The organism is Rhodococcus sp. MurmanLake-1 (assembly GCF_056945715.1).
This window is the reverse complement of the sequence record NZ_JBWZNF010000014.1, coordinates 67,600-91,424: the sequence shown is the minus strand read 5'-3', so window position 1 is coordinate 91,424 and position 23,825 is coordinate 67,600. Positions and strand designations below refer to the sequence as shown.

Annotated in this window: 22 protein-coding genes; 13 read left to right on the top strand and 9 right to left on the bottom strand. The window is 63.0% G+C overall.

The features are described 5' to 3' along the window. Positions 1-4 precede the first annotated feature (4 nt). From AC2ETI_RS27715 to AC2ETI_RS27680, 8 genes are all read left to right on the top strand, one after another. Positions 5-862, top strand: a complete 858-nt coding sequence (locus tag AC2ETI_RS27715) for an ABC transporter permease (protein WP_003946011.1) — start codon at positions 5-7, stop codon at positions 860-862. Next, on the top strand, positions 859-1,701 hold the full coding sequence (locus AC2ETI_RS27710; RefSeq protein WP_317559058.1) for an ABC transporter ATP-binding protein: 843 nt from the start codon (positions 859-861) through the stop codon (positions 1,699-1,701). Before AC2ETI_RS27715 ends, AC2ETI_RS27710 begins: the two co-directional genes overlap by 4 nt. Beyond that, positions 1,685-2,728, top strand: a complete 1,044-nt coding sequence (locus tag AC2ETI_RS27705) for an ABC transporter substrate-binding protein (protein ID WP_483634689.1) — start codon at positions 1,685-1,687, stop codon at positions 2,726-2,728. The genes AC2ETI_RS27710 and AC2ETI_RS27705 overlap by 17 nt, the downstream gene beginning before the upstream one ends. Then, complete coding sequence (locus AC2ETI_RS27700) at positions 2,725-3,834, top strand: LLM class flavin-dependent oxidoreductase (protein ID WP_211918906.1); 1,110 nt, start codon at positions 2,725-2,727, stop codon at positions 3,832-3,834. Before AC2ETI_RS27705 ends, AC2ETI_RS27700 begins: the two co-directional genes overlap by 4 nt. Next, positions 3,831-4,985 carry an LLM class flavin-dependent oxidoreductase gene (locus tag AC2ETI_RS27695; protein ID WP_483634688.1) on the top strand — a complete coding sequence of 385 codons (1,155 nt, stop codon included), beginning with the start codon at positions 3,831-3,833 and terminating at the stop codon, positions 4,983-4,985. The genes AC2ETI_RS27700 and AC2ETI_RS27695 overlap by 4 nt, the downstream gene beginning before the upstream one ends. Beyond that, positions 4,982-5,689 carry a class II aldolase/adducin family protein gene (locus AC2ETI_RS27690; protein ID WP_483634687.1) on the top strand — a complete coding sequence of 236 codons (708 nt, stop codon included), beginning with the start codon at positions 4,982-4,984 and terminating at the stop codon, positions 5,687-5,689. The genes AC2ETI_RS27695 and AC2ETI_RS27690 overlap by 4 nt, the downstream gene beginning before the upstream one ends. A gap of 41 nt (positions 5,690-5,730) precedes the next feature. Then, positions 5,731-6,672, top strand: a complete 942-nt coding sequence (locus tag AC2ETI_RS27685) for an ABC transporter substrate-binding protein (RefSeq protein ID WP_020971394.1) — start codon at positions 5,731-5,733, stop codon at positions 6,670-6,672. A 240-nt stretch (positions 6,673-6,912) separates the two neighbouring features. After that, positions 6,913-8,163 carry a reverse transcriptase family protein gene (locus AC2ETI_RS27680; protein ID WP_483634686.1) on the top strand — a complete coding sequence of 417 codons (1,251 nt, stop codon included), beginning with the start codon at positions 6,913-6,915 and terminating at the stop codon, positions 8,161-8,163. 13 nt (positions 8,164-8,176) lie between these two features. Here AC2ETI_RS27680 and AC2ETI_RS27675 read toward each other — a convergent pair whose 3' ends face one another. From AC2ETI_RS27675 to AC2ETI_RS27665, 3 genes are read right to left on the bottom strand one after another with little or no spacing between them, the layout of a single operon-like run. Further along, positions 8,177-8,563: a RidA family protein gene (locus AC2ETI_RS27675; RefSeq protein WP_003946047.1), complete on the bottom strand. Its 387-nt coding sequence runs from the start codon at positions 8,561-8,563 to the stop codon at positions 8,177-8,179. Positions 8,564-8,605: 42 nt separating this feature from the next. Continuing rightward, a complete protein-coding gene (locus AC2ETI_RS27670) occupies positions 8,606-9,418 on the bottom strand; it encodes an alpha/beta fold hydrolase (protein WP_483634685.1) in 813 nt (270 codons plus the stop codon). Next, entirely contained in the window at positions 9,415-10,197 is a 783-nt protein-coding gene (locus AC2ETI_RS27665) for an IclR family transcriptional regulator (RefSeq protein ID WP_019746079.1), read from the bottom strand. The genes AC2ETI_RS27670 and AC2ETI_RS27665 overlap by 4 nt, the downstream gene beginning before the upstream one ends. A 195-nt stretch (positions 10,198-10,392) precedes the next feature. On the opposite strand from AC2ETI_RS27665, the gene AC2ETI_RS27660 reads away from it, so the two are divergent. Genes AC2ETI_RS27660 through AC2ETI_RS27640 form a run of 5 tightly spaced genes read left to right on the top strand, consistent with a single transcriptional unit; the run spans position 10,393 to position 14,817 of the window. After that, the gene (locus AC2ETI_RS27660) at positions 10,393-11,397 is read left to right on the top strand and encodes an ABC transporter substrate-binding protein (RefSeq protein WP_029256745.1); all 1,005 of its coding nucleotides are present in this window, start codon (positions 10,393-10,395) and stop codon (positions 11,395-11,397) included. A 10-nt stretch (positions 11,398-11,407) separates the two neighbouring features. Then, a complete protein-coding gene (locus tag AC2ETI_RS27655; RefSeq protein WP_483634684.1) occupies positions 11,408-12,190 on the top strand; it encodes an ABC transporter permease in 783 nt (260 codons plus the stop codon). Positions 12,191-12,192: 2 nt separating this feature from the next. Further along, the gene (locus tag AC2ETI_RS27650; RefSeq protein WP_259349381.1) at positions 12,193-12,975 is read left to right on the top strand and encodes an ABC transporter permease; all 783 of its coding nucleotides are present in this window, start codon (positions 12,193-12,195) and stop codon (positions 12,973-12,975) included. Continuing rightward, positions 12,975-13,781, top strand: a complete 807-nt coding sequence (locus AC2ETI_RS27645; RefSeq protein ID WP_021334430.1) for an ABC transporter ATP-binding protein — start codon at positions 12,975-12,977, stop codon at positions 13,779-13,781. Before AC2ETI_RS27650 ends, AC2ETI_RS27645 begins: the two co-directional genes overlap by 1 nt. 25 nt (positions 13,782-13,806) lie before the next feature. Beyond that, complete coding sequence (locus tag AC2ETI_RS27640) at positions 13,807-14,817, top strand: YdcF family protein (RefSeq protein ID WP_019746084.1); 1,011 nt, start codon at positions 13,807-13,809, stop codon at positions 14,815-14,817. A gap of 6 nt (positions 14,818-14,823) precedes the next feature. On the opposite strand, the gene AC2ETI_RS27635 is transcribed toward AC2ETI_RS27640, so the two are convergent. The 6 genes from AC2ETI_RS27635 to AC2ETI_RS27610 form a co-directional block, all read right to left on the bottom strand. After that, a complete protein-coding gene (locus AC2ETI_RS27635) occupies positions 14,824-15,657 on the bottom strand; it encodes an NmrA family NAD(P)-binding protein (RefSeq protein ID WP_483634683.1) in 834 nt (277 codons plus the stop codon). Between the two features lie 14 nt (positions 15,658-15,671). Beyond that, positions 15,672-17,612, bottom strand: coding sequence for a hydantoinase B/oxoprolinase family protein (locus tag AC2ETI_RS27630; RefSeq protein WP_134999329.1), 1,941 nt, complete (start codon positions 17,610-17,612; stop codon positions 15,672-15,674). After that, on the bottom strand, positions 17,612-19,711 hold the full coding sequence (locus AC2ETI_RS27625; protein ID WP_019746087.1) for a hydantoinase/oxoprolinase family protein: 2,100 nt from the start codon (positions 19,709-19,711) through the stop codon (positions 17,612-17,614). The genes AC2ETI_RS27630 and AC2ETI_RS27625 overlap by 1 nt, the downstream gene beginning before the upstream one ends. Positions 19,712-19,992: 281 nt before the next feature. Continuing rightward, the gene (locus AC2ETI_RS27620; protein WP_020971403.1) at positions 19,993-20,664 is read right to left on the bottom strand and encodes an SRPBCC family protein; all 672 of its coding nucleotides are present in this window, start codon (positions 20,662-20,664) and stop codon (positions 19,993-19,995) included. Beyond that, a complete protein-coding gene (cutA, locus tag AC2ETI_RS27615) occupies positions 20,661-23,183 on the bottom strand; it encodes an aerobic carbon-monoxide dehydrogenase large subunit (RefSeq protein WP_060939376.1) in 2,523 nt (840 codons plus the stop codon). The genes AC2ETI_RS27620 and cutA overlap by 4 nt, the downstream gene beginning before the upstream one ends. Next, positions 23,180-23,824, bottom strand: a complete 645-nt coding sequence (locus AC2ETI_RS27610; RefSeq protein WP_029256750.1) for a (2Fe-2S)-binding protein — start codon at positions 23,822-23,824, stop codon at positions 23,180-23,182. The genes cutA and AC2ETI_RS27610 overlap by 4 nt, the downstream gene beginning before the upstream one ends. Position 23,825 lies beyond the last annotated feature (1 nt).

Genomic DNA, 23,825 nt, shown 5'->3' with positions numbered 1-23,825 from the left:
CCCGATGGTGACGCTGACCCGGCCCGCACGAACTGCGTCGCCGTCAGTGGAGCATCCGCAACTCGAAACGCCCCGCTACCGGCGCAATCGCAGCAGGCCCAAGTGGGTCTCGATCCCCCTCCGCTTCCTCGTGCCCGCGCTGCTGGTTGCCGGATGGTGGATCGGATCCGCTACCGGACTGATCCGCGAAGAGATCCTGGCCGGACCTCCGGCGGTGTGGACGGCATTCGCCGAGCTGTACCAGTCGGGTCAGTTGGTCGACTTCGGTCTCGCGTCGCTTCAACGTGCTGCACTCGGTGTTTCGGTCGGTGTGATCGTCGGATTGGTGCTCGGGGTTCTGTCCGGTCTCTCCTCGCTCGGCGAAGAACTGATCGACTCGACCATGCAGATCAATCGCGCGGTTCCGTTCCTCGCGCTCGTTCCGCTGTTCATCGCCTGGTTCGGTATCGACGAAACTTTCAAGGTGGTCCTGATCGCGGTCGCGACCGTCGCCCCCATGTACGCGTACACCTACCTGGGAGTGCGCGGAGTCGATCGCAAGATGGTGGAAGCGGCACAAGGTTTCGGCCTGACGGGTTGGCGACTGGTGTTCGGAGCGATTCTTCCGACCGCCCTCCCCGGTGTTCTGATGGGGCTTCGAATCTGCCTGTCGCTCAGCATCACCGGATTGATCGCCGCCGAGCAGGTCGGCACACGTGAGGGCATCGGATATCTGGTCACCCTGGCGCAGGAATACAACCGCACCGACTACATGGTTCTGTGCATCGTCATGTACGCGGCACTGGGACTCATCTTCGACGCAATCGTCAGACTGATCGAGCGGTACTCCATGCCGTGGCGGAGATTGTCGGTGGCGCGATGACAAATACAACCATCGGCTCGCTGCCATCCACCGAAGCACCTCTGCCGCCGTTGGCAGCCCGTGAGCGGACCGGCACCACCGCGGCCGAGCGACGTGCCGGATCACCGGTAGCGGTCTCGCTCACCGGAGTGCGTAAGTCGTTCGGTGACAAGACTGTTCTAGGTGGTATCGACCTCGAGATCACGCGCGGCGAGTTCGTCGTTCTCCTCGGCCCCAGCGGTACCGGCAAGACGACCCTGCTGCGAGTGCTTTCCGGTTTGGAAGCACCGGACAGCGGTGATGTGCTGGTCCCACGCGACCGCACGGTCGTCTACCAGGAACCGCGATTGATACCGTCGAAGCGAGTTCTGGCCAATGTCACAGTCGGACAGAAACGGTCACGTCAGGTGACCGACAATGCACGCAACGCACTCTCCGAGGTCAACCTCGCGGACAAGCACCGTGCCTGGCCGGCCACCCTCTCCGGCGGCGAGGCCCAACGCGTCGCATTGGCGCGCGCTCTCGTTCGCGAACCTGAACTATTACTGCTCGACGAACCGTTCGCGGCCCTCGACGCTTTGACCAGGCTCCAAATGCAAGACTTGGTGGGCGATCTGGTCGCCCGCCACCGTCCGGCTGTACTACTCGTCACGCACGACGTCGACGAAGCCGTACGACTTGCCGACCGCGTGCTCATCCTCGACAAGGGCGGGTTTGCCGTGGACGTCGACATCGACCTGCCACGCCCCCGCGATCGGAACGATCCCGAATCTTTGCGCTACCGAGCGAGTTTCCTGAAGGAACTCGGTGTCGGCCGCACCTTCCCCGACGGACAGGACAGTCATGACATTGATCGCTGATTCCGCAATCGACACACTCTGGTACACCCGCTGCCCCGTTCCCACCGCCAGCGGTCTCGCCAACAGTCTCGGTTGGCTCGACCGGACGGCAAACGAATCCGGAGTGCGTTTCGGCGTACTGCAAGATGCCGGACCGGAATTGGCAGTGCGCCATTTCGATCACCACCTCTCCGGACTCATTCGCGAGGGCGGCAACGTCCCCGCACTGGCCGCGCGTGCCAGTGGTTCTCCGACGCGGCTCATCGGGCTCACCTGGATCGACGAGGCCCAGGCGATCCTGGTGCGCGGAGACTCCGACATCCGAGAAGCAGGTCTTCTGGCCGGCGCTCGGATCGGAATCCCGGCCTGGGCTGCGGATCAGGCCAGGAGCTTTCCTCGCGCCATGGCCCTGCACGGCTTCGCCTCCGCACTTCGACTGGGCGAGTTGAGTTTTGCCGACGTCACCCTCGTCGAGGTTGCGACGACCACAGCCCCCGAGGTCCGCACCGCCTCGTCCACCCGCAACACGACGTGGGGTGTCGAATCCCTGCTCCGCGGCGACGTCGATGCCATCTACGTCAAGGGCGCCCGCGCCCAGGAAGTTGCCCGCGAACACGGCCTCGCCGTGGCCGTCGATCTCGATTCCACTGCATCCCTCCGTGATCGCGTGAACAACGGCACCCCACGACCGATCACGGTTCATGCCGACCTACTCGAACAGCGCCCGGACATCGTCGTCGGTTTCCTCGCCGAGAGCCTGAGAGCAGCGGACTGGGCCGCAGCCAACATCGACGAGGTCCGAGCCGTGCTGCAGACCGAAACACAGTCCGGGCCCGAAGGTGTGGTGGCAGCCTACGGCGAGAACTTCCACACCGGACTGCATTTGAGCCTGTCGGACGAGCGTGTGGACCTGCTCGGCGTGCAGAAACAATTCCTGTATGCGCACGGCTTCCTTGCCGCCGACTTCGACCTGCAGTCCTGGGTGGCGCACGAACCACTGGAACAGGCACGCGCACTTGTCGCCGCGCAGAAGGGCACAGAAGAATGACGGACGTCTACTGGGAGCTGCCCTCGCGCGGTGACGGACGCCGGGCCGTGGCCGCGCTGAACAGTCGCGGCGGCTTCGGGCCACAGCGACCGACTACCGTCGCGACCGATGTTCGCCCCGGAAACTTCGGGCCCTTCGACGAATTGGCACAGATCGTTCTCGCAGCCGAACTGTCGGGCGTCGACGGCGTTGTCGCACCGTACGATCCGAATGGCGAAGAATCCTGGATCGTTGCTGCCGCCGCCCTACGTCAGACGCGTCATTCGCGAGTGGTCGTGGAGTTTCACCCCACTTTCGGCACCCCCGTCTACGCCGCCAAAATGTCGGCGACACTTCAGCGCCTGTCGGCAGGTCGTCTCGAATGGCGAGTGAAGGTAGAGACGGACCCCGAAGACGCCGCTGCTCGCGGAGACGTGGTTCGAGGTGCCGACCGCTACGCGCGCGCCGCGGAGTTCCTGACCGTCGCACGCGGTGTGTGGAACGAGGAACAGATTCTCCCCGGCGGATTCGGCGGCACGGGTTACGACTTCGACGGCGAGTACTACGACGTACTCGGCGGCGGATTCCGAGGCATCTTGTCGGGACTCCGCTTTCCCCGAGTACATCTGACCGGAGACTCACCGGAAGCTCTGGAACTCTCGGCCCACCATGCCGATGTCCATCAGTTCACCCTTGCCGGTGACGAGTTGTCGACACGGATCACCACCCTCGACGACCGAGCATCCGAACTCGGCAGGAACGTCGAGAAGGTCCTGCGCATCCCGATCATCGCGAGGGAAACAGCCGACGAAGCCTGGGCTCGCGTCGAACGGCAACTGAGAGAAACCGATTCCGCTGCACTCGAGATCGATCGGGGCGGCATCCTGTGGTCCGGATTCGACCGCATCGGCTACGAGCACAGTATCGGCCTCGTCGGAAGCTACGAGGAAGTGGCGCAGCGATTGTCGTCGTATCGCGATCTCGGCGTGGACGGTTTCGTCCTGTCCGGCCGGCCACACATCGAAGAGCTGCACCGGGCGGGCGAGCATCTCCTGCACCTGGTCGATCCCGAGGGTCGGATCCGCAAGGAAGAGAAGGCCACCACAGAAGAGAAGGCCACCGCATGAGCATCGATTTCTATTGGCGGATCGGGATGGAAGGCGACCACGCGTCGCTGCGTACTCCGCGTCGCTACAACCGCGGCGATGCCGGTGGATACGGGCCGGGCAACATCGCTCCCGCGATCCGCGGCGGCGAGTTGGACGGATACAGCTACATCGACCACATGGCCGCGGTGGCAAAGGCTTCCGAGTCTGCCGGCTTCCTCGGTGGACTGCTGCCGTCCTTCCCGATGACCGAGGATCCGTGGGCGACCGCAGCAGCGTTGGCCGCCGAGACCACCACGTACCGTTTCATGGTCGCGTTCCAACCGGGTTTCCTTCACCCGGTACAGGCCGCGCGGATGTCGGCCAGTCTGCAGCGAGCAACTGGCGGACGTCTGGTTTACAACATCATCAGTGGCGGAGGCGGAGCGCCTCAGCTGTGGTGGGGCGACAAGGTCGACCATGACGATCGCTACACCAGGACGTCCGAGTTCCTCGAGGTCCTCAAGGGTGTGTGGGACGGCGAACCTTTCGACTTCGACGGTCGCTTCTTCCAAACCCACGGCGCTGCACTTCCACCCGGACTTGCCGGCCAGCCGTTTCCCGAGGTGTACTTCTCCGGGTCTTCGGCAGCAGCCGTCGCCGCCGCCGGACTGCACTCCGATTACTACCTTTCCTGGCTGGAGCCGTACGCCGATCTGAGAGCCAAGATCGACGGCGTGCGGGAGAACTCGGCCAAGCTGGGACGCACCCCGAAGTTCGCCGTACGCATCGACGTCGTTGCCCGGCACACCGAAGAAGCCGCGTGGGCCGAGATCGAGAAAGGCTGGGCTTTCGTCGACAAGGGGGCCGCCGACCGCGCAGCGCAGGGTGATTCGGTGGGCGCCGCCCGCATCAAGGGGTGGGTGCCCGAACACATCACCGGTTACCGAGATCTGGAAGTGCAGCCCAACGTGTGGTGTGGCTTCAGCCTCATCCGCGGCGGACCGGCGTTCGGACTGGTCGGCAGCTACGAACAGGTCGCCGAAAGACTCGACGAGCTGCGCGAACTGGGCGTCGACGCCTTCATCCTCGCGGGTAACCCGCATCTCGAAGAGGCATACCGCGTCGGCGAAGAAGTTCTTCCCCTCCTGCAGCGCACCCCGATCACACCTTCTGGACTGGAGACTCGATGACCACCACCGAAACTCGACTCGACGCCGATACCGCAGCATTCGTCGAAGAAGCGCGCAAAGCAGCAGACAAGGCATTCGACGTCTTCCGCAAGACCGGAACGGTTGCAGCCAACGGGACCGTGAACTTCGTCGAACGCGTACCCGGCACCGAAATCGCGGTCGCCCTGAACGACCCGGGACCGTGGGCGGATGACCCATCGGTGTCACCGGTTGTCGCTACGTTCGATGGAGAGGTGCTCTCCGGCAACGGATCGGCTGGTTTTGTCACCGGCTACGCGTCCGTCTTCCGTCAGCATCCGGAAATCACCAGCGTCGTCCACATCCACACTCCGTGGCTCGGCGGTTGGGCACAGACCCATCGGACGCTACCCATCCGCTATGCGGCTTCGCAGAGGCTGACGCTCTCCCGAGAGATTCCGCCGCACATCGATCGATCCCGTTCTGCAGGCGAGTTCATTCTCGAGCGTCTCGAACACGATCCCGATCTGGTGGCGATCTTCGAAGCCAACGGCGGGGTCAACGTCATCGGCCGCAGCGGGTTGCTCGACCTCGCGAAGTTCGTCGTCCTCCTCGAGGAAGGCGCGCAGTTCCAGGCGATCGCCGAAACCCTCGGCGGTTCGGTCGAATTCGATCCGTCCAACCTCACGGTCCAGTGGGGCCGTAGCGGACTCGCCGACGAGGCGCGTCGACGCGGCCTCATCTAGCCACCCCCATCACTGATTCAGAACAGGAAACCGTAGATCTCATGACCGTTCGCGTCGGATACTTCCCACACAACAATTCGCTGTTCGTACTGCGCCACACCGGAATCCTCGAACGCCGTCTCCCCGATGTCGAGTGGGTGGACCTGCGTGAGCTTCCCGCCAAGCCTGCAGTGAACCCGGAAAACGCCTTGCCGACCCTGCACTCGGACTGGCTGTTCGAGGAGGGCGGATACGACGTGATCGGAACCGGCTTCACGCCGCCCGTCACCGGATTGGCCCAGGGCCGCGATCTCGTCTACATCGGAATCTCCGGCCCCCGCGTGGAGAACGGGCGCCTGGTAGTCAAGGCAGAGTCCGAGATCAACACGGTAGAGGACCTGCGCGGCAAGCGCGTCGGCATCGCGCACGGATCGTGGCAGACCACACTGTTGTTGTTCGCCTTGGATCAGGCGGGGCTGACCTGGTCCGACATCGTCCCCGTCGATACCGACGTGCGCGGTGGTGGAGCGGACCTCGTCGACGGCACCATCGATGCCTGGGTAGGGGCGTACCCGGGGCTGACCGACATCGAAGCGAACCACGAACTGCGCACGCTGATCGCCACCGACGGACTCTTCAGCCACCCCTCACTGTGGTTCACCCGGCGCGATTTCGCGGATACCAACCCGGAGGCCCTCCAGGCGATCATCGAGGCCCTGCAGGAATCCGACGCCTGGATCGAAGCCAACCCCCGCGAAGCCGCGCAGATCTTCGTCGACGACATCGAGAAGCGTGGCGGGTCCGCGAGCATCGATGCCTGGGAAGCTGCGCTGCGCGGGCGTCCTTTCGGTGTCAACCCGGTCACCGACGAGTTCCTCGACGAGCAGCAGCGAGCGGCCGATCTCCTGCTGAGCAACGGGCTACTGCCGAAGGCGGTCACCGTCCGCGAAGCAGTCGTGCCGTGGATCAGCGAGTTCGTCGGTTCGGATCGTTCGTCGATCTGAGAACCCACACCTGACAGATCCGCTTCACACGTGACAGATACCGGACGGTCTGCCATTGTGAAGGGATGCGGCGGCGCGTGGGTGAGAGTTGGTCCACGCGACCAGTCTCAGGGGTAACCCCTGGGTCGGCCAGAAGAATTGGATACTGCGTCCACCGGCGTTCGGCACGCTCCGCGTGCTTGCCGCCGCACCGGACAAAGGATTTGGTCACCCCGCCCCGTCGCATCCCGGAGTCGAATCATGCGTGACTTCGAGCTCGATCCCGAGTTGGCGCGTCGTCTGGCCGTTGCGGCTGCTGACGCTCCGTGGACCCTCAGCGGCCTCGAGGAGGCATTCGGAACCGTCTTCGGCGTTTCCCCGACGCTCCTGGCCGTGCGCGTTCTCGACCTCATGCCCGCCCCACCGTTCGAACCGCAGACTCTGTACCGATTGCTACGCGAACTACCTCGCCTGCGGCCTGTTCCTCTCTCACTGGACACCAATGAATCCTCGGTGTGGCGGTTCGACGTTCCTCGCTACAACACCAGTGTGGACCTGGCTCGTTCACTGGATCTGACGATCTCCGAACTCGAGTGGTTTGCCGACCGAGGGGAATGGCTCCGCACGAAACCCCTACCGCTACGCCACTACCGGCCCATGCAGATCAGCAAGAAGACCGGCGCTCGCCTCCTCGAGGTACCGAAACCTCGATTGCGCGAAATTCAGCGCAAGATTCTGCGCCGCATACTCGACCTGGTGCCCCCGCACGACGCGGCACACGGATTCGTCCGTGGTCGAAGCCCTCTGACTTTTGCAGCGCCGCACGCACAGTCGGAAATCGTGATCGGTGTGGACCTCGCGCAGTTCTTCCCCTCGATCAGCGGCAGCCGCGTCCACGCCGTCTTCACCGCCCTCGGCTATCCACCCGCATTGGCAGGAGTTCTCACCGGATTGTGCACTGTTGCAACACCTGCCGATGCCCTGCGCGGCCTACCGTATGCACAGGCATCACAGCTACGCACCGCGCATCTTCCGCAAGGCGCGCCAACTTCGCCTGCACTGGCGAATCTCGTCGCGCGCAAACTCGATATCCGCTTGAGTGGACTCGCACAAGCAAACTGGCTCACCTACACCCGATACGCCGACGACCTCGCCTTCTCCGGAATCGAAGTAGCCGACGTCGGAACCCTCCTCTGGAGCGTCGAGCAGATCGCCAGGGACGAAGGGTTTGCCATCCATCCACGAAAGACCAAGGTGATGCGCCCTCATCGACGCCAACACCTCACCGGACTGGTGATCAACGACCAACCGTCGTATCCGCGTGACGACTACGATCGCTTGCGTGCCCTGCTGCACAATGCCGCCAGTACTTCTGCGCAGGAACAGAATCGGGACGGTATCGAGAACTTCCGCGCCCACATCTACGGCCGGATCGCGCACATCGGCGAAACCAGCACTACGCGCCGACGCACATTGCTGCGCCTGGCTGAACGTGTGGATTGGGACGGTTAGTGCCCGCGAGCAGTCAGACCCGCGGTGTGTAGGCCATGCATTCGACTTCCATGTGCGCACCCAGCGCCAGTCCGTCTGTTCCGAACGCACTGCGGGCCGGCAGTCTCGACGCCGGGAAGTACTCGAGGTAGACCTTGTTGAACTCCTGCCAACGAGACATGTCGTCAAGCATGACAGTGCATTTGAAGATTGCTTCGACGCCGGAACCGTAAGCGATCAGCGAAGCCACGATGTTCTCCATGGTCTGTCGAGCCTGCGCTTCGAAGCCGTCGGCCAAAGTCCCGTCCGGGAGCATGCCGATCTGACCCGACAGATACAGAACGTCTCCGACGCGCACTCCGGTGGAGAACGGCGTATCGAAAGCGGGTGGGATGAACTCGACGGTCTGAGATGAATCCATTAGATCTCCTCGGAGTTGGAATATGCGTGACGAGTTGGTGTTTCAGCGCACTGGGCGGGCACGAACATCGGCCAGGAAGTGCGCCACCAACTCGTTCCACGCGTGTGGGTCCTCGAAGTAGGGGGAGTGGCCGCGGTCGGCAAGTTCGACCACTTCGGCGTGGGGCAGGAACTCGGCGGCGCTGCGAATCCGCTCGGGTGTCATCAAATCGTCCAGCTCACCCGCGATCAGCAGAACCGGCGCCGTCACCGCGGCAAGATCGCTCGGCGAGTAGTTGTGGGCCTTGAGAATTCGGAAGAACTCGGTGTCAGGTGGGCGATGACCGAAGGTGCCGAGAGCTTGGTACAGGTATGCCCTCGCCATGTCCAAGCTCGGCAACCGTCCGCCCACAGCGGGGTGTTCCCCCAGTGGCCGCGCCGTGACGGGCGCCGCGGTGAGGGGAGGTGCGCCGTCCGGACCGAATCCGACGGGAATGCCGCCGGTCGTGCAGGCCAGGACTACCGACTCCACCCGCTCCGGAACAGCGATCGCGGTCCCCAATGCGGCCCAACCGCCCATCGACTGGCCGACCACGTGCGCTCGATCGACCTCCAACAGGTTCATGATTTCGATCAGATCCGAGATTGCCGCTACCGGGCCGTGGTTGCCCTTTTCGTTGGTGGACCGGCCGAATCCTCGCTGATCCCAGCTGATTACCCGATAATGCTGAGCGAAGTACGGTACCTGTTGGTACCAGACCGCGGCGTTGCCGCCGAGACCGTGCGTGAGAATCAGATCCGGGCCTTCGCCGGCAGTCTCGTACCAGACCCGTTCGCCGTCTGCGACGGTGATGAAGCCCTCGGTCCGTGAAATCATCCTTCTTCTCCTGTGTCGGACGGGCGCTTGCCCGAAGTGTGGTCAGTGAGGAGTTGCTGCACTTCATCGGTGGCCCGCAGCAGGTGTTCTTCGACCATTCGCGTCGTTTTCGCATCGAAGTCGGTATCGAACCCGATCACCGTCAACGCGCAGAGCGGAGATCCCTTGCGGGAAGACACTGCACGCGAGACCGAACCGATGATGTCCTGAGATCGTTTGTGTACAACGGCGAATCCGGTTTTCTGCGTCTCGGCTATGTCGGCGAGAAAGCCGGTGGGGCCTTCCAGTGGATAGCCGCTCTTCTCCACCATCGCCAGGTAGGGCGCCCGGGTGTTGTCCTCGAGTGCCGCGACCAACGCGAGCGGACCCGCGAACCGGTGCGGCGGAAGCAGATCCCCGAGCATCCGAGTGATCATCTTGAGTCTCTCGGGACGCAGCGCCGCGATGATCCGCGTTCCGCCGCTCTCGAGAACCTGCAGATTCACCATCATGTCGGTGCTCTCGGACAGCACCCGCATGGTCGGATCGCACAAGGCCGCCAACGAGTGCGCTGCCGCTTCGTGGGAAACCTGCAGTGCAGCCGGGCCGGGGAGATAGCGACCGTCGTAGCGGAAGACCCAACCACGGTTCGCGAGTTCTCCGAGCACTCGGTGCGCAGTCGGGCGGAGCATCCCGACTTCTTCTGCCAGTTCGCTGAGCTTCATCGGCGTGGTCGAGCGCGCGATGGCCTCGAGTAGATCCAGCGCTTTGTCGACGGCGGACGCAGAACCCTTCGTCATCCGATCCCCTCCCGGTGCCGTGGATGTACCCGGCGATCCGAAATCTCGTGTTCTTGGAAAACCCTTGGCATTCGTCTTGGAAATTACTATAGTCACAACAATCGTTCCGGCGTACGGAATTCTTTGAGCGTCTTCACCTTCCCACCGGATTACCGGCAAGGAAGTCATATCTTTCCCAGCGAGAGGCTTTCGGACATGACGGTTGGACATACCCTTCGGTCGACACCACGGTTCAGAGTTGTTGCCCTAGCTGCGGTCGCGACCGCAGCATTGGCACTGACCGGCTGCTCGAGCGACGCCACGGCCTCCGACGACGGGGGCACCCAGACCACCACGATTCGAATCGCACCTCAGCCGATCGCAGACTTCGCACCGATCTGGCTCGGAATGGAGCAGGGATACTTCACCGACGAAGGACTCGACATCCAACTCGTCGAGGGCGGCGCCAGTTCCTCGGCTCAAATTCCGTTGCTGCTCAGCGGAAATGCAGATATGGCAGCCACGACCGCCGCCGCCGCAATTCAGGCACGCAGCCAGAACATGCCCGTCACCATCGTCGGAGGACTCACGAATTTTGCCGCGAGTGACGGCGTCGACCAGTCCGGCCTCGTCGTCGCCAAAGACAGTTCCATCAGCGGCTTCCGTGACCTCGAAGGCAAAACCGTTGCGATCAGCGGATTGAAGTCCGTCAGCGAGGCAGTCATCTCTGCTGCGGTGGAGAAGTCCGGTGGAGCAGCGGACAAGATCTCGTTCATTCAGGCGCCCATGCCCAACCTCGGCGACCTTGTTTCCACTGGCGGAGCCGATGCGGCATTCCTCATCGATCCGTTCCTGAGCAAAGCAACCGACTCGGGGCTGAAGATCCTCGGCCACCCCTTCCCCTTGGCCGCGCCCGGTGTGCCAGGGACCTCGCTGGTCGCTTCGGAATCGTTTGTCGACGCGAACCCGGACTCACTCGCCAAATTCCGCACGGCGCTTGCCAAATCCGTCGACTACGCCAATCAGAATCCGGGCGCCGTCAAGGCTGCACTCTCGACACAAGCCAAGATTCCGCTCGAAATGCTGGCCAACAGCAAGAATCCTCAGTTCGTCGCAGTAGTGGAACCGGGTGCTCTCGGCACGGAGATCGAACTGCTGGTCAAGTACGGGGTACTGACGGATTCGGTCGAGGCCGATTCCTTGCTGACCCCGGCCAACTGAGTTGTCCGCCTTGACAACCCTGCAGACTCGCCGCAGGCAGGTTCTGCTCGGTCGGCTGCTGACGCTCTTCGCGTTGGCAGCCGCCTGGCAGATCTTCGGAATGCTCGGCGACGAGGACGTCAAAGGTATTCCGAAGTTCAGCGACGTGGCAGTGGCCCTTGTGAACGAACTCGGCACATCCTCGTTGTGGACATCACTGGGACAAACGGTGACCACCACAGCGATCGGATTGGCGCTGTGCCTGGTCATCGGGATCCCGGCAGGACTGCTGCTCGCCGCGCACCCGTTCCTGACGGTCTCCTCCCGTTTCGTCATCGACTTCTGCCGAACCGTTCCGCCGCTCGCAATCATTCCGCTCTTTCTGCTGATCATGGGCCCGACCCAACGGATGGCGGTGGCGCTGATCGTGGCAGTAAGTGTGTGGCCGATTCTGCTCCAGACGATTCACGGTGTGCGCAACGTCGACCCGGAACTGCTGGCGACCGCACGCTCCTTCCGACTTCCGCTGTGGCGCAGCCTCGCTCTCGTCGTCGCACCGGCGTCGATGCCCTACATCTTCACCGGAATTCGCATCTCGGCAACACTGAGCTTGCTGCTGACCATCGGTGCAGAATTGATCGCCGGCGTGCCGGGACTCGGTAAGGAGATCCTGCTGAGCCAATCCGTCCCCGATCGAATGTTCGCACTGATCATCGTCGCCGGACTACTCGGAATGCTGCTCGCCTTCGCCGTGATGGCGATCGAGAATCGTTTACTTGCTTGGCATTACATCCCGAGGAGGATGACGACGTGAAGATGATGTCAGGACTTCGACTCCTCGCGTGGGAGTTGTGGCTGCCGATCTTGATCGTCGTCGTATGGTACTTCGGTTCGGAGTCGAGCAAGTCACCCTACTTCCCGCCACTGTCGCGTATCTGGAAAGCGTTTGTGGACAACTGGTTCGGTCCGGGATTCGCCCACGACGTCGTACCGAGCTTGACCAACCTTGCCTTCGGTCTCACCGTGGCACTGGTGGTCGGCATCGGCGCCGGTCTCCTGCTGGCCCTGTTCCCGCTGGCTGCCGATATTGCCGATCCGTTTCTCCAGTTCTTCCGCGCCATTCCGGCGCTGGCCGTATTGCCCGCCCTCTTCATCGTTTTCGGAACCGGTTCGACGGGTAACGTTGCCGCCATCGCCTTCGGCGCGGTCTGGCCGATACTCCTCAACACCCTCGACGGCATTCGCTCCATCGACCCGAGTATCCGATTGGTGGCGCGCAGCTACCGGATCCGTACACCCCTCCTGGTGACGCAGGTACTCCTCCCCGGAGCGATGCCGCAGATAACAGTCGGTATCCGTACCAGTCTCGCGATCGGTGTCGTCATCATGGTCGGCAGCGAAATGTATGTCTCCACTGCAGGAATCGGTCACTTCGTGATCGTCGCGCAACAGACATTCGCCATCGCGGACATGTGGTCCGGAATTCTCCTGCTGGGAATCATCGGATACGTGCTCAACCTCGGATACGGCGTGATCGAACGATGGTTGCTCAGATGGCAGCCGCGGACCCACGACGCTCTCGCAGTGAAAGGAAACTGATGTCATCCACAGAATCTGCGGCATCGATACCCGCAGTCGAACTGAACGGCCTCGGGGTGACCTACGGCGGCCCCACCGGCCGCGAAGTGCTCCGCGGGATCGACCTTACGGTCGCACCGGGAGAAATCGTCTGCATCGTCGGCCATTCCGGCATCGGCAAAAGCACGCTGATTCGTTGCATCGCCGGTCTGCAGAAGCCGACCACCGGTGAGGTCCGCATCGCCGGGATCGCGATCGATGCACCGCCCGCCACTCTGGCTCTCGTGTCACAGGACTACGGACGCACACTGATGCCGTGGCTTCGAGTGGGCGAGAACGTTCGCCTGCCGCTGCGGGGCAACGGTCTGGCGCGGAAGGTTCAGAACGAGAGGGTTACCGATGCACTCGCCGTTGTCGGTCTAGGCGGTGCTGCGCGTTCCTACCCCTGGCAGTTGTCCGGCGGAATGCAGCAGAGAGTAGCGATAGCTCGCGCTCTCGCCTATCGGCCGCAGGTACTCCTCATGGACGAACCCTTCGCGTCGGTCGATGCGCAGACCCGCGCGGAACTCGAAGACCTGCTGCTGACGCTTCAACGTGATCTTGGTATCACCGTCCTCCTGGTCACCCACGACGTCGACGAATCGGTGTACCTGTCCGATCGAGTGGTCGTACTCGGCGGAACGCCGGCATTGATGCAGGACATCGTCGACGTCCCGTTGACCGGAGCTCGAGATCAGCTGACCACCAAGGCGGACCCACTGTTCATCGAGTGCCGTACCAGGGTGCTGTCCGCAATCCAGCAGTCCAAAACGGTGGCGCCCGTGTAGTGGGCACCTCGCCTAGTCTGGCTCCGTGATCCTTCTCCTCATCGGCCTCGCGCTGCTCGGATTCTGCGGCTACCGGTTCAGGCAGGATCGGCGGAGGCTGAGCAACGGCGTCTATCTACTTCTCGGAGTGATCTTCACCGGTCTGTGGATGCTGCAGTCGGGTGCACCGGGGACCGAGATCCCGTCGTTCGTCATCGCGACGATCGCTCTGCTCTCGCCGTTGCTGGTGCTCCTGCTTGCAGGATTCCTGATCGTCAACGGGGTCACGATGCTGCGGCGCGAGGGATTCAGCGTGGCGAACCTGCTCTCCCTCGTCGCCGGACTCGGACTGCTCGTTCCCTACGTTCTGCTCGCATCAGCGTTGCTGACGCAGAGATATTGGCTCGCAGTCGTTCTCGGATCGTTCAGCCTGGTCGCGTCGTACCTGGGGTTTCTGTTCACGAGCTTTCTGCTCTACTCCTACGTGTACGGACGCCAGAAGTACCAGCCCGGGATGGACGCGATAGTGGTGCACGGCGCCGGGCTTTCGGGTGCCGACGTGACGCCCCTGCTGGCCAGCCGTCTGGACAAGGCCGCGGACGTCTTCCGCGCCGAGGTCCGCGAAGGACGTTCCCCGCTGTTGGTCGTCAGCGGCGGGAAGGGATCGGACGAGGTGGTCAGCGAGGCTGAGGCAATGTGCGTCTACCTCGTCGATCACGGGATCCCGCGCGAGAACGTGATGCTAGAGGACCGTTCGACCACCACGCTCGAGAATCTCGAGTACACCAGGGACCTTCTCCGCGCCGACACCACGAAGCCTCGAATGGTTCTGGTCACCAGCAACTTCCACATACTCCGAACCGCAACGTTTGCCCGAAGCCTCGATCTGGATGCAGAAGTCATCGGTTCCCACACCGCCCGGTACTACCTGCCGAGCGCTATTCTGCGCGAGTTCGCCGCCGTCACGGTGGAACACAAGTGGCTCAACGGAACGGTCTGCCTGATCCTCGCCGCCCTGCCCCCACTGGTTGTCTGGGCGGCAGGAGGCATTGCGTAGCAAGCCTCACCGAATCAGGCTCTCGACGCCCATCGGTCGGCGACCCAGAAGCAGTTCCACGGCAGCACTGCCCGCAAGGAAGTCGTGGTGGTTGTAGAACTCGAACATCGCCGCCAATCGTGAGCTGGCGTTGACGTCCAGGCCGCTGCCGATCTGTTCACGCCATTGATCCACGCTGATCTGTGCTATCGCGACGGTACGTGACGTCTGCTTCTCCACCATCTGTGCCACCTCCATGACGCTCAGAGCTTCAGGGCCCCCCACCTCGTACGTCGCTCCGTGATGCTCGCCCGGGCCCTCGCTCAGGACGACCGCGGCAACAGCTGCCACGTCCGCCAGACTCACGAACGAAAACCTCGTGTCCGCGCTGTACGGCACGACGATGGTCTCTGACCGACCCGTGAGTACCGCTTCGAAATTCTGCGCGTACGCACATGGTTGCAGCACAGTCCATTTCAAGGGAGAACGATGCAGTTCGTCCTCACACCTGGCTTTGTCCAGGTGATGCGGCATTGACGGGCTGAACGGCCACGCCACGGAGTGATAGACAAAGTGTTCCACCCCCGCCGAAGCCGCTGCCGTCAGCGCATTGCGAAGCAGTGCCGGCTCGTCGGGATGGACGTTCGGAGCAATGAAGTACACCCCTCGGCACCCGGCGAGCGCCTTGCGCAGCCCTCTTCCCGTTTCGAGTTCTACCTCGAAGTCCCCGTCGACACGCGCCTTTCGCACCAGTCGCCGAACTGTCACGCTCGGCGGCAGTGCAGCGACGACTGCTTCACCGGTCTTACCCGCGCCGCCGATCACCGCGATGTCGGCGCCGCGAGCAATTCCGTTCTCCATGAGAGTTTTCCGTCCTAGACGTAGTCGTAGACCGCTGAGGTGGCGCCACCGGAAAGCTGCGCGTAGCCCGGACCCCGATCGAAGAAGGGTTCGTTCTCACCGCGCTCCGAGCGCAACTGATCCCGTAGCTCCGTGGTAGCACCCTCGTCGACGGACGGCTCGTCACCCTCGATCACGACAACACCGTAGTCGTCGCGTGCACCCTCGACGGAAACCTTGCGCCACTGAATGTCTCGCAAGACCTCTTCGATCGGGCGCTCCAGTGGATCTCCCCAACCGCCACCACCGGTGGTGCGAATCCGTACGACCTCGCCGGCCTTGATCGGCTCGGCATCGGTCAGAGCGTCGAACTCACGCTCGTTCGGTCCACCCGGATCCAGCACCACCGAGAACGGCCGACCGGCCTTGCCGCCCTTGACGCCCCAGCAGGCGAGGATCGAACGATCCGCAATGGACATGAAGTGTGCATCCTTGAGCATCCGGATGTGCTTCTCGTATCCCAGGCCGCCGCGGTAGCGTCCGGCTCCGCCGGAATCCATGGCCAGACCGAGCTTCTCGACGATGAAGGGGAAACGGCTCTCGGTGAATTCGGTCGGCAGGTTCCGTGAATCGGGAACGACGTGAATCGTGTCCTCACCGTCGGCGTAATAGCGTCCGCCCGAACCGCCGCCGAGCACCTCACGCATGAGGTACGAGTGACCCTCGAAGTCCTCACCGTAAACGCCGGTGTACCTGATGGTCTCCTGATCGGCGGGCATGTTGCCGTCCACAGCCTTGGCGACAACGCCGGCCAGCACTCCGAGCAGACGGAGGATGACAAACGTGCGAGCGTTGGTGGGGGCAGGGAAGATCGGGGTGATCAATGTTCCCTTTTCGGGGAACTTCATCTCGATCAGCGGTACGACGCCCTCGTTGACATCCAGTTCGGCCATGCGCTCCGGGGTGTCCGCGAGGTTACGCAGAATCGGGGCCAACCACTTGATGAGGAAGTTTCCGTCCGCGTAGTCACCGCAGTGGTTGATCGGGCCCTTTGCCTGCGGTCCGGTTCCGTTGAAGTCCAAGATGAGTCGCTCGCCGCCCTCGTCCTCCGGTCGCGTCTTCGTGAGCGTGATGCGCTGGATGTGGAGCATCGGCTCGTCGACGCCGTCGTGCTCGGCGTAGTCCTCCCACGTGTACTCACCGACCGGGATCTTGCTCAGGATCTCGCGGCGGTACGTCTCGGTGGTCGCGTCCATCATCGCGTCGAAGCACGACTCGACGGTGTCGACGCCGTAGCGCTCGAACAATTCGGTGAGTCGACGCGCACCCATCAGGCACGCCGAGCACTCGGCGTCGAGGTCAGCTGCGAGAGCGTCCGGCATGCGGGAGTTACGCGTCATGATGCGCAGCGCCGCCTCGTTGGGAACTCCCTGGTCCCACAGTTTGATCGGCGGAACCATCAAACCCTCTTCGTACACCGTGGTGGCGCCGGACGGCATGGAGCCGGGGCAGCAACCGCCGATGTCGTCGTGGTGACCGAACGCCTGAACGAACGCAACAACCTTCGGCTCGGCATCGGGAGTGACGCGGGCGAAGACAGGCACCGTGACGCAGAGGTCGGGGAGATGGCCGATGCCACCTTCGGACAGGTAGACGTCGTTGTGGAAGTACACGTCTCCCGGCTTCATCGTCTCGAGTGGGAAGTCCCGGGCGATCGGATGCACCAGCGCGGAATACGAACGGCCCGTGAGCTTGCGGAGGTTCCGGTCGTGAATACCGGCGCGAAAATCGTGAGCGTCACGGATCATCGGCGAACGCGAGGTGCGCGAAATGGAGGTCTCGACCTCCATTTCCACGCTGGCGAGGTAACCGGCGACGATCTCGACCAGAATCGGATCAGGTGACGCGCCGTCGGTAGCGGTGAGTCGGTACGGCTTGGCCGCGGTGGCAGCAGCAGCATCGAGAATGGCGGTCATCACTTCACTCCGTTCGAGTCGGAAGACTTCGAGATACGAATGTTCCCGAAGGTGTCGATACGTGCCGAGAATCCGGGGTGGATCGGGACAGTCGAGCTGAACTCCTCGATCACGGCCGGTCCTTCGATGACGTCACCCGCACCGAGCAGCGTGCGGTCGTAGGTAGCAGTTTCGACCCAGCTGTCGAAATACGATTGCCGCGAACCGGTTCGGGCGGTGTCGGCGCCAGTGCCGGCGGGGATCTCCTTGAGCGTCGGCCGCTTGATCGGGCCGATGCCGCTCACGCGCAGGTTGACCCATTCCACGTGCTGCGACGGGTCTCCCCGGAAGTCGTAGCCGTACAGTTCGCGGTGCGCCTGGTGGAACGCCTCGGCCGCGTCGTCCATGATCTGCGCCGTGACGGTACCTTCCGCCACCGGGACGCGTACCTCGAAGGCCTGACCGAGGTAACGCAGATCCGCAGTACGGGAGTACTTGCGCTGCGTCTCGTCGAATCCTTCTTCGGCAAGCGCGATCTCGGCCTCGCCGGCCAACGCGTCGAACTGGCTCTGCAGGTCTTCAGCCTTCAACCGGTCGTGACGACTGACATGCGTCTGGACGTAGTCGTTGCGGACATCGACCGTCAGCAGACCGAACGCGGAGACGTTACCCGGATTGAGCGGGACAAGAACGTCTTTCAGACCCAGGATGTCGACGAGACGGCAGGCGAGCAGGGAGCCGGAGCCGCCGAACGTCACGAGGGTGAAGTCGCGAACGTCGAGGCCACGCTTGACCGTGATCTGACGCAGGGCGTTGGCCTGGTTCCACGCCGAAACCTCGAGGACGCCGACCGCACACTCCTCGAAGCCCAGACTGAGCTGTGTTGCAAGCTCTTCGAGGCCCTTGCGTGCCAGTTCTGTGTCGAGGGGAATTTCGCCGCCGAGCAGATGGGGTGGGATGCGCCCGAGCAGGACGTGCGCGTCGGTGATGGTCGGTTCGCTGCCGCCCTTGCCGTAGCACAACGGTCCGGGATCGGCGCCCGCCGACTGAGGGCCGACTCGGAGGGTGCGTTCCGGCGTCATCCACGCGATCGAGCCACCGCCGGCGCCGACGGTCACGACGTCGATCATCGGGATCTTCGAGGGGTAGTTGCCTACTCGCCCTTCGGTGGTCAGCGCGGGTTCGCCGCGAACCACGACGGTGACGTCCGTCGATGTTCCGCCGCCGTCACAGGTCAACACCTGCTCGACGCCGGCCGCATCGGCGATCAGCGCAGCACCGAGAGCTCCGGCAGCCGGTCCCGACAGGACTGTCGTAATAGGCTGGTGAACAACCTCTTTGGCTGACAGGACACCGCCGTTGGACTTCATGACGTAGAACGGTATGTCGCGGGGTTCGCCGTCGGTGGTCGAGAACTCACGCAGACGATTCGCGATGTTGTTCACGTAGTTTCGGATGTTCGGCTTGACCGCGGCGTCCACGAGAGTGGTGATGGACCGCTCGTATTCGCGGTACTCACGAAGCACCTGGCTCGAGATGCTCACCGTCGCATCGGGGAAGACCTCGAAGAGGATGTCGCGAACGCGCTCCTCGTGCGTCGGATCGGCGTACGAGTGCATGAGGCAGACGCCGATGGTCCGGATGCCGCGGTCCTTGAAGAACTGCGCTGCGCTGCGAACGCTCTCTTCGTCGAGCGGACGAATCTCGCTGCCGTCGAAGGAAAGCCGTCCACCGACGGTGCGTACACGATCGGCGGGAACGATGCGTTCAGGCTTGACCCAGAAGTACGAGTTGCCGTAGCCGTCCGGCACCGACTGACGAGCGATTTCGAGAACGTGCTCGTAGCCTTCGGTGGTGATGAAGCCGAGGTTCTCGACCTTGCCTTCGAGCAGCTTGTTGGTCGCAACGGTCGTGCCGTGGCTGACCGCACCGATCGAGTCGCCGCTCTCGCCGAGCTTGGCGAGCACTTTCTCGATACCGGCGAGAAAGCCCTCGGCGGGATCCGCCGGGGTGGACGGGGTCTTGGTGGTGACGATGGCGCCGGTTTCGTCGTCCACTGCCACGATGTCGGTGAACGTTCCGCCGGTATCGATACCGACCCGAATCTTCCTGGGTTCCACGCTTCCTCCTGAGATCTTTGGCTCGTCTCGTCTGGTACCGATCGACGGTTGTGGCCTAGCCGGTGAGTGGCTCGTACCTGACGTGTAGTGCTATTCCACAGGTTCGGAAGGGCGGATTCTTTGTCACAATTCGCCGAATCGGGGGACCAAGGTTCGGCGCACGATCACGAGCGGATCTTCGGCGGCGCCCCCGTGGGTTACGCGGACGTGAAAAACGCCCCGAACCTGGTCGGTTCGGGGCGTTTCCCTCATCGTGAATCAGCTGTTGACGCCTGAGTGAACTACTCGCGACAACCAGAACGCGCCAGGAATCCGCCTATAGCAACACCTGACAAAGCAATGGCTGCGCCGACGACGGCGCTGACCATCACCGTGCGAGCATCTGTGCCACCCGCTGTCGGTGCAGCGACCGGAAGAACCGCCGGTGCCGCAACAGCTCCGGAAATCACCGGCGCGCCTTCGACCGCCACTGCCGGTATTGCCGCCGCCACGGCGGCAGTGACCTTCTCGGGGATGCCGTTGGCAATGACGCCGTCGATGCTCTTGAAGAACACCCCGGCCATCTTTTTGGCTACACCGGTGATCATGCGCTGCCCGACGCCGCCGACCATCCCGCCGACCACGGCATCGGCGTCATACGAAAGCAGCGTGCCACCCTCGTTCTCCGTCAAGGTGACCGTGACGTCCGCCTTCACCGTGCCGGGAGCACCAGCCCCCGAAGCCGTCATGACAAACGAATTGGGCCGATTCTGTTGCGACAGAACAACCTCGCCGTCGTAGACGCCCTTGATCGACGCAACTCCGGCCATGATGGAGAGCTTGTAGTGATTGTCCGTGAGCTGCTCGAGCGACTGCACACCGGGAATGGTCGCGGCCAGTACACGACCGTCCTGGAGCTTGTCGTAGACCTCTTCGCGAGGTGCCGTCAACTGCGCGGTGCCGGCGATTCTCATGAATTCTCCTCTGATGACGAACCCGCATGTGCGAGTCGAAGTTCGAACAGTTCGGACGGTGAAATGGGCATGGACGTGATCGAGATTCCTTCGGCGTCCTCGATGGCGGCCGCGATGACGGCACTGGTGGGGATCACACCGGCCTCACCGGCACCCTTCATTCCGAGTGGGTTGAGCCCTGACGGCGTGACGGTGTGATCCATCTCGAGCGAATCCGGCATCTCGGTGACGAACGGCATCAAGAAGTCCATGTACGACGCGTTGAGCATCTGCCCGTGCTCGTCGTAGACGATCCGCTCGTAGAGTGCGCCGCCGATACCTTGCGCAACTGCGCCCATGACCTGACCTTCTACGATGCGGGGGTTGATCACGTTCCCGCAGTCGTGGATGACAACGTAACGACGGACCGTGATCTCGGCTGTCACGGGATCAGTTTCGACGATCGCCGCGTGCACTCCCGAAGCGAAGGTGGAACTGGGCGGCGAGTAGTAGCCTGTTGCTTCCAGACCGGGCTGCTCACCCTCGGGAATCGGCGGCTTCGACATGTCCGTGTCGGTCTTGGCGAAACCGGTGGCCAGCTTCGACTCACGGTCGAACGCATATCGTAGCGGGTTCGACAGCACGGCAACAACACTCAGCGGTACGGACGTACCTTCCACACCGGCTTCGGTGCCGATCTTGCACACGTGGCCTTCCCGGAGTTCCAGTTCGGTTTCCGGCAGATCCAAGATTCCGGAGGCGATCTTCTTCGCCTTCTCCGCGACCATCTGCGCCGCGACATGGAAGGCCGAACCCGACATGACCGCACCACGCGAGGCGAAAGTGCCGACGGCATAACCGAACCGGCGGGTATCACCCGTGACGATCTCGACGTCGGAGACCTTGACTCCGAGATCGTCCGCGACGATCTGGGCGAAGGCGGTCTGATGTCCTTGGCCTTGCGTCGTCAAGCCTGTTGCCGCCTTGACCTTTCCGGACGTCTCGACCACGACGTGTGCACCCTCGTAAGGTCCCGGGCCGGTTCCCTCGACGTACGCACCGATACCGATGCCGACCGACCGCCCTTCGGCGCGAGCCTTCCTCTGGTACTCGGGAAATCCGTCCCAGTCGATGAGCTTCTTGAGCTTGTCGATGCCTGCCTGGTAGTCGCCCGTGTCGTAGATCAACGGGCGTCCGTCCTGGAACATCAGGCCGAAGTCGTACGGCATGTCCTCAGGGCGAATGAAGTTCGCCTCCCGCACCGCGATCTTGTCCTTGTTCAGGTACTTGGCGATGGCGTCCATGGATCGCTCCATAGCGAACACTGCCTGCGGACGTCCGGCGCCGCGGTACGGGGTCACGATGACCGTGTTGGTGTACAGCGAATAGGCGTTGACCCGGAACGACTTCGGCTTGTACGGCCCGAGAACCTGCGTCGCGGTGTTGATCATGACGATGATCCCGTACGGCAGGTAGGCACCGTTGTCGTGCCAGAACGTGAAGTCGAACGCCAACAGGCGACCCTCGTCGTCGAATCCGATGTCGACCTTCTGGATCTGCCCACGCTCGTGCGCGCTCGAGATGAAGTGCTCACGGCGATCCTCGACCCACTTCACCTCACAGGAGATGCCGGCCTGGCCGAGGCGTCGAGCGGCCCACGTGATCATCACTTCTTCGGGCCACGGGTGAACGATCTTGACGCCGAATCCACCGCCGACGTCAGGAGCGATGCAGTGAACCTTGTTCAGCGCCATCCCCAATCGCGCGGCGATTGCGGCGCGGGCGGACGTGGAGGTCTGGGTGGAGGTCCAGAACGTGAGGGTGTTCTCGTCGCCGTCCCAGCGCGCGTAGACACCCTTGCCCTCCATCGGCATGGAAGCCGAACGCTCGATTTCGAGATCCAGCGTCAGTCGGTGCGGCGCGGCGGCCAGTTCGGCATCCAGATCTCCGAACCCGTGCTGCAGGTGAGCGGCGACGTTGTCCGGAACGTCGGCGTGGACGGCGTTGGCGGCAGTGCGAGCGACGTCGATCCCCACTACAGGCTTCAGCGCCTCGTAGGTGACGTCGATCTTCGCGCAAGCGTCCTCGGCGATGTACCGGTTGTCGGCGACCACCATGGCGATGGCTTCGCCGACATGCTTCACCTCGTCCTTCGCGAGGGGATACCCGTTGCGCGGAGCGATGATTCCCGGATGCGGAATGAGCAGTGGCAGGTTCTCCGCCATTTCCGGCGTGTCGGCCAGGAGATCTTCGTAGGTGTAGATGGCATGCACACCAGGCACTTCCAGCGCCTGGTCGATGTCGATGTCGATGATTCGCGCATGAGCGTGCGGCGACCTGACGAATGCCGCGATCAGCGCGTTGTGGCCCAGATCGTCGAGGTATCGCCCCTGACCGCTGAGCAGACGCGTATCTTCCTCGCGCGGAATCGGTTTACCGAAGAACTTGCCGTCGTCGGCAACCGAATGATCGGCCGTCGAATGATCGGAAGCGGGGTGCTTCGCCCCGTTGCGCTTTGCTGGTTTGACCGGAGTACTCATGCCTTACCCGCCCGTCCTCCGACGGGATTCGTCGTTCCCCGCACCTTGCGATCCAACGCCTCCCGAGTGGACGCGTCGTCGATTCCGAGCGGGAACTGCCCGGCCCGTTCACGCTTGATCTCGGCTGCGCGCAGAACCGACGCCCTGATGTTCTGGTATCCCGTACAACGGCAGAGGTTTCCCGCGATCGCGTCGGTTGCTTCCTCACGTGTGGGATTGGGGTTCTCCTCGAGAAACGCCGCGATGGTCGTCACGAATCCCGGAGTGCAGAATCCGCACTGCAAACCGTGACAATCCTTGAACGCCTGCTGAACCGGATGCAAAGTACCGTCCGGCTCGACGAGGCCTTCGACGGTCGTGATCGATCGACCTTCGAGGCTGGCAGCGAGGACGAGGCAGGACCGAACCGGCTTTCCGTCGAGCAGCACGGTGCACGCACCACACACGCCGTGTTCACAACCGACGTGCGTGCCCGTCTTACGGAGGTGGTGACGAATGGCATCCGAAGCCAAAGTGCGGGAGGGAAGAACGACGGTGCTCGTCACCTCGTTGAGCGTGAACGTCACGGCCACATGGTGCTCACCGGTGTCTGCTGCCAACTCGGCAAGTTGATCATCGATGGAGCGATCGTTTTTGGACATT

What these genes read in the sequence shown, in the direction of transcription:
- AC2ETI_RS27680 (WP_483634686.1), top strand. Translation starts at nt 6,913, where the DNA reads ATGCGTGACTTCGAGCTCGATCCCGAGTTGGCGCGTCGTCTGGCCGTT.
- AC2ETI_RS27660 (WP_029256745.1), top strand. Translation starts at nt 10,393, where the DNA reads ATGACGGTTGGACATACCCTTCGGTCGACACCACGGTTCAGAGTTGTT.
- AC2ETI_RS27665 (WP_019746079.1), bottom strand. Translation starts at nt 10,197, where the DNA reads ATGACGAAGGGTTCTGCGTCCGCCGTCGACAAAGCGCTGGATCTACTC.
- AC2ETI_RS27695 (WP_483634688.1), top strand. Translation starts at nt 3,831, where the DNA reads ATGAGCATCGATTTCTATTGGCGGATCGGGATGGAAGGCGACCACGCG.
- cutA (WP_060939376.1), bottom strand. Translation starts at nt 23,183, where the DNA reads ATGAGTACTCCGGTCAAACCAGCAAAGCGCAACGGGGCGAAGCACCCC.
- AC2ETI_RS27715 (WP_003946011.1), top strand. Translation starts at nt 5, where the DNA reads ATGGTGACGCTGACCCGGCCCGCACGAACTGCGTCGCCGTCAGTGGAG.
- AC2ETI_RS27650 (WP_259349381.1), top strand. Translation starts at nt 12,193, where the DNA reads ATGATGTCAGGACTTCGACTCCTCGCGTGGGAGTTGTGGCTGCCGATC.
- AC2ETI_RS27620 (WP_020971403.1), bottom strand. Translation starts at nt 20,664, where the DNA reads ATGAGAATCGCCGGCACCGCGCAGTTGACGGCACCTCGCGAAGAGGTC.
- AC2ETI_RS27690 (WP_483634687.1), top strand. Translation starts at nt 4,982, where the DNA reads ATGACCACCACCGAAACTCGACTCGACGCCGATACCGCAGCATTCGTC.
- AC2ETI_RS27685 (WP_020971394.1), top strand. Translation starts at nt 5,731, where the DNA reads ATGACCGTTCGCGTCGGATACTTCCCACACAACAATTCGCTGTTCGTA.
- AC2ETI_RS27645 (WP_021334430.1), top strand. Translation starts at nt 12,975, where the DNA reads ATGTCATCCACAGAATCTGCGGCATCGATACCCGCAGTCGAACTGAAC.
- AC2ETI_RS27710 (WP_317559058.1), top strand. Translation starts at nt 859, where the DNA reads ATGACAAATACAACCATCGGCTCGCTGCCATCCACCGAAGCACCTCTG.
- AC2ETI_RS27630 (WP_134999329.1), bottom strand. Translation starts at nt 17,612, where the DNA reads ATGACCGCCATTCTCGATGCTGCTGCTGCCACCGCGGCCAAGCCGTAC.
- AC2ETI_RS27670 (WP_483634685.1), bottom strand. Translation starts at nt 9,418, where the DNA reads ATGATTTCACGGACCGAGGGCTTCATCACCGTCGCAGACGGCGAACGG.
- AC2ETI_RS27635 (WP_483634683.1), bottom strand. Translation starts at nt 15,657, where the DNA reads ATGGAGAACGGAATTGCTCGCGGCGCCGACATCGCGGTGATCGGCGGC.
- AC2ETI_RS27675 (WP_003946047.1), bottom strand. Translation starts at nt 8,563, where the DNA reads ATGGATTCATCTCAGACCGTCGAGTTCATCCCACCCGCTTTCGATACG.
- AC2ETI_RS27705 (WP_483634689.1), top strand. Translation starts at nt 1,685, where the DNA reads ATGACATTGATCGCTGATTCCGCAATCGACACACTCTGGTACACCCGC.
- AC2ETI_RS27610 (WP_029256750.1), bottom strand. Translation starts at nt 23,824, where the DNA reads ATGTCCAAAAACGATCGCTCCATCGATGATCAACTTGCCGAGTTGGCA.
- AC2ETI_RS27700 (WP_211918906.1), top strand. Translation starts at nt 2,725, where the DNA reads ATGACGGACGTCTACTGGGAGCTGCCCTCGCGCGGTGACGGACGCCGG.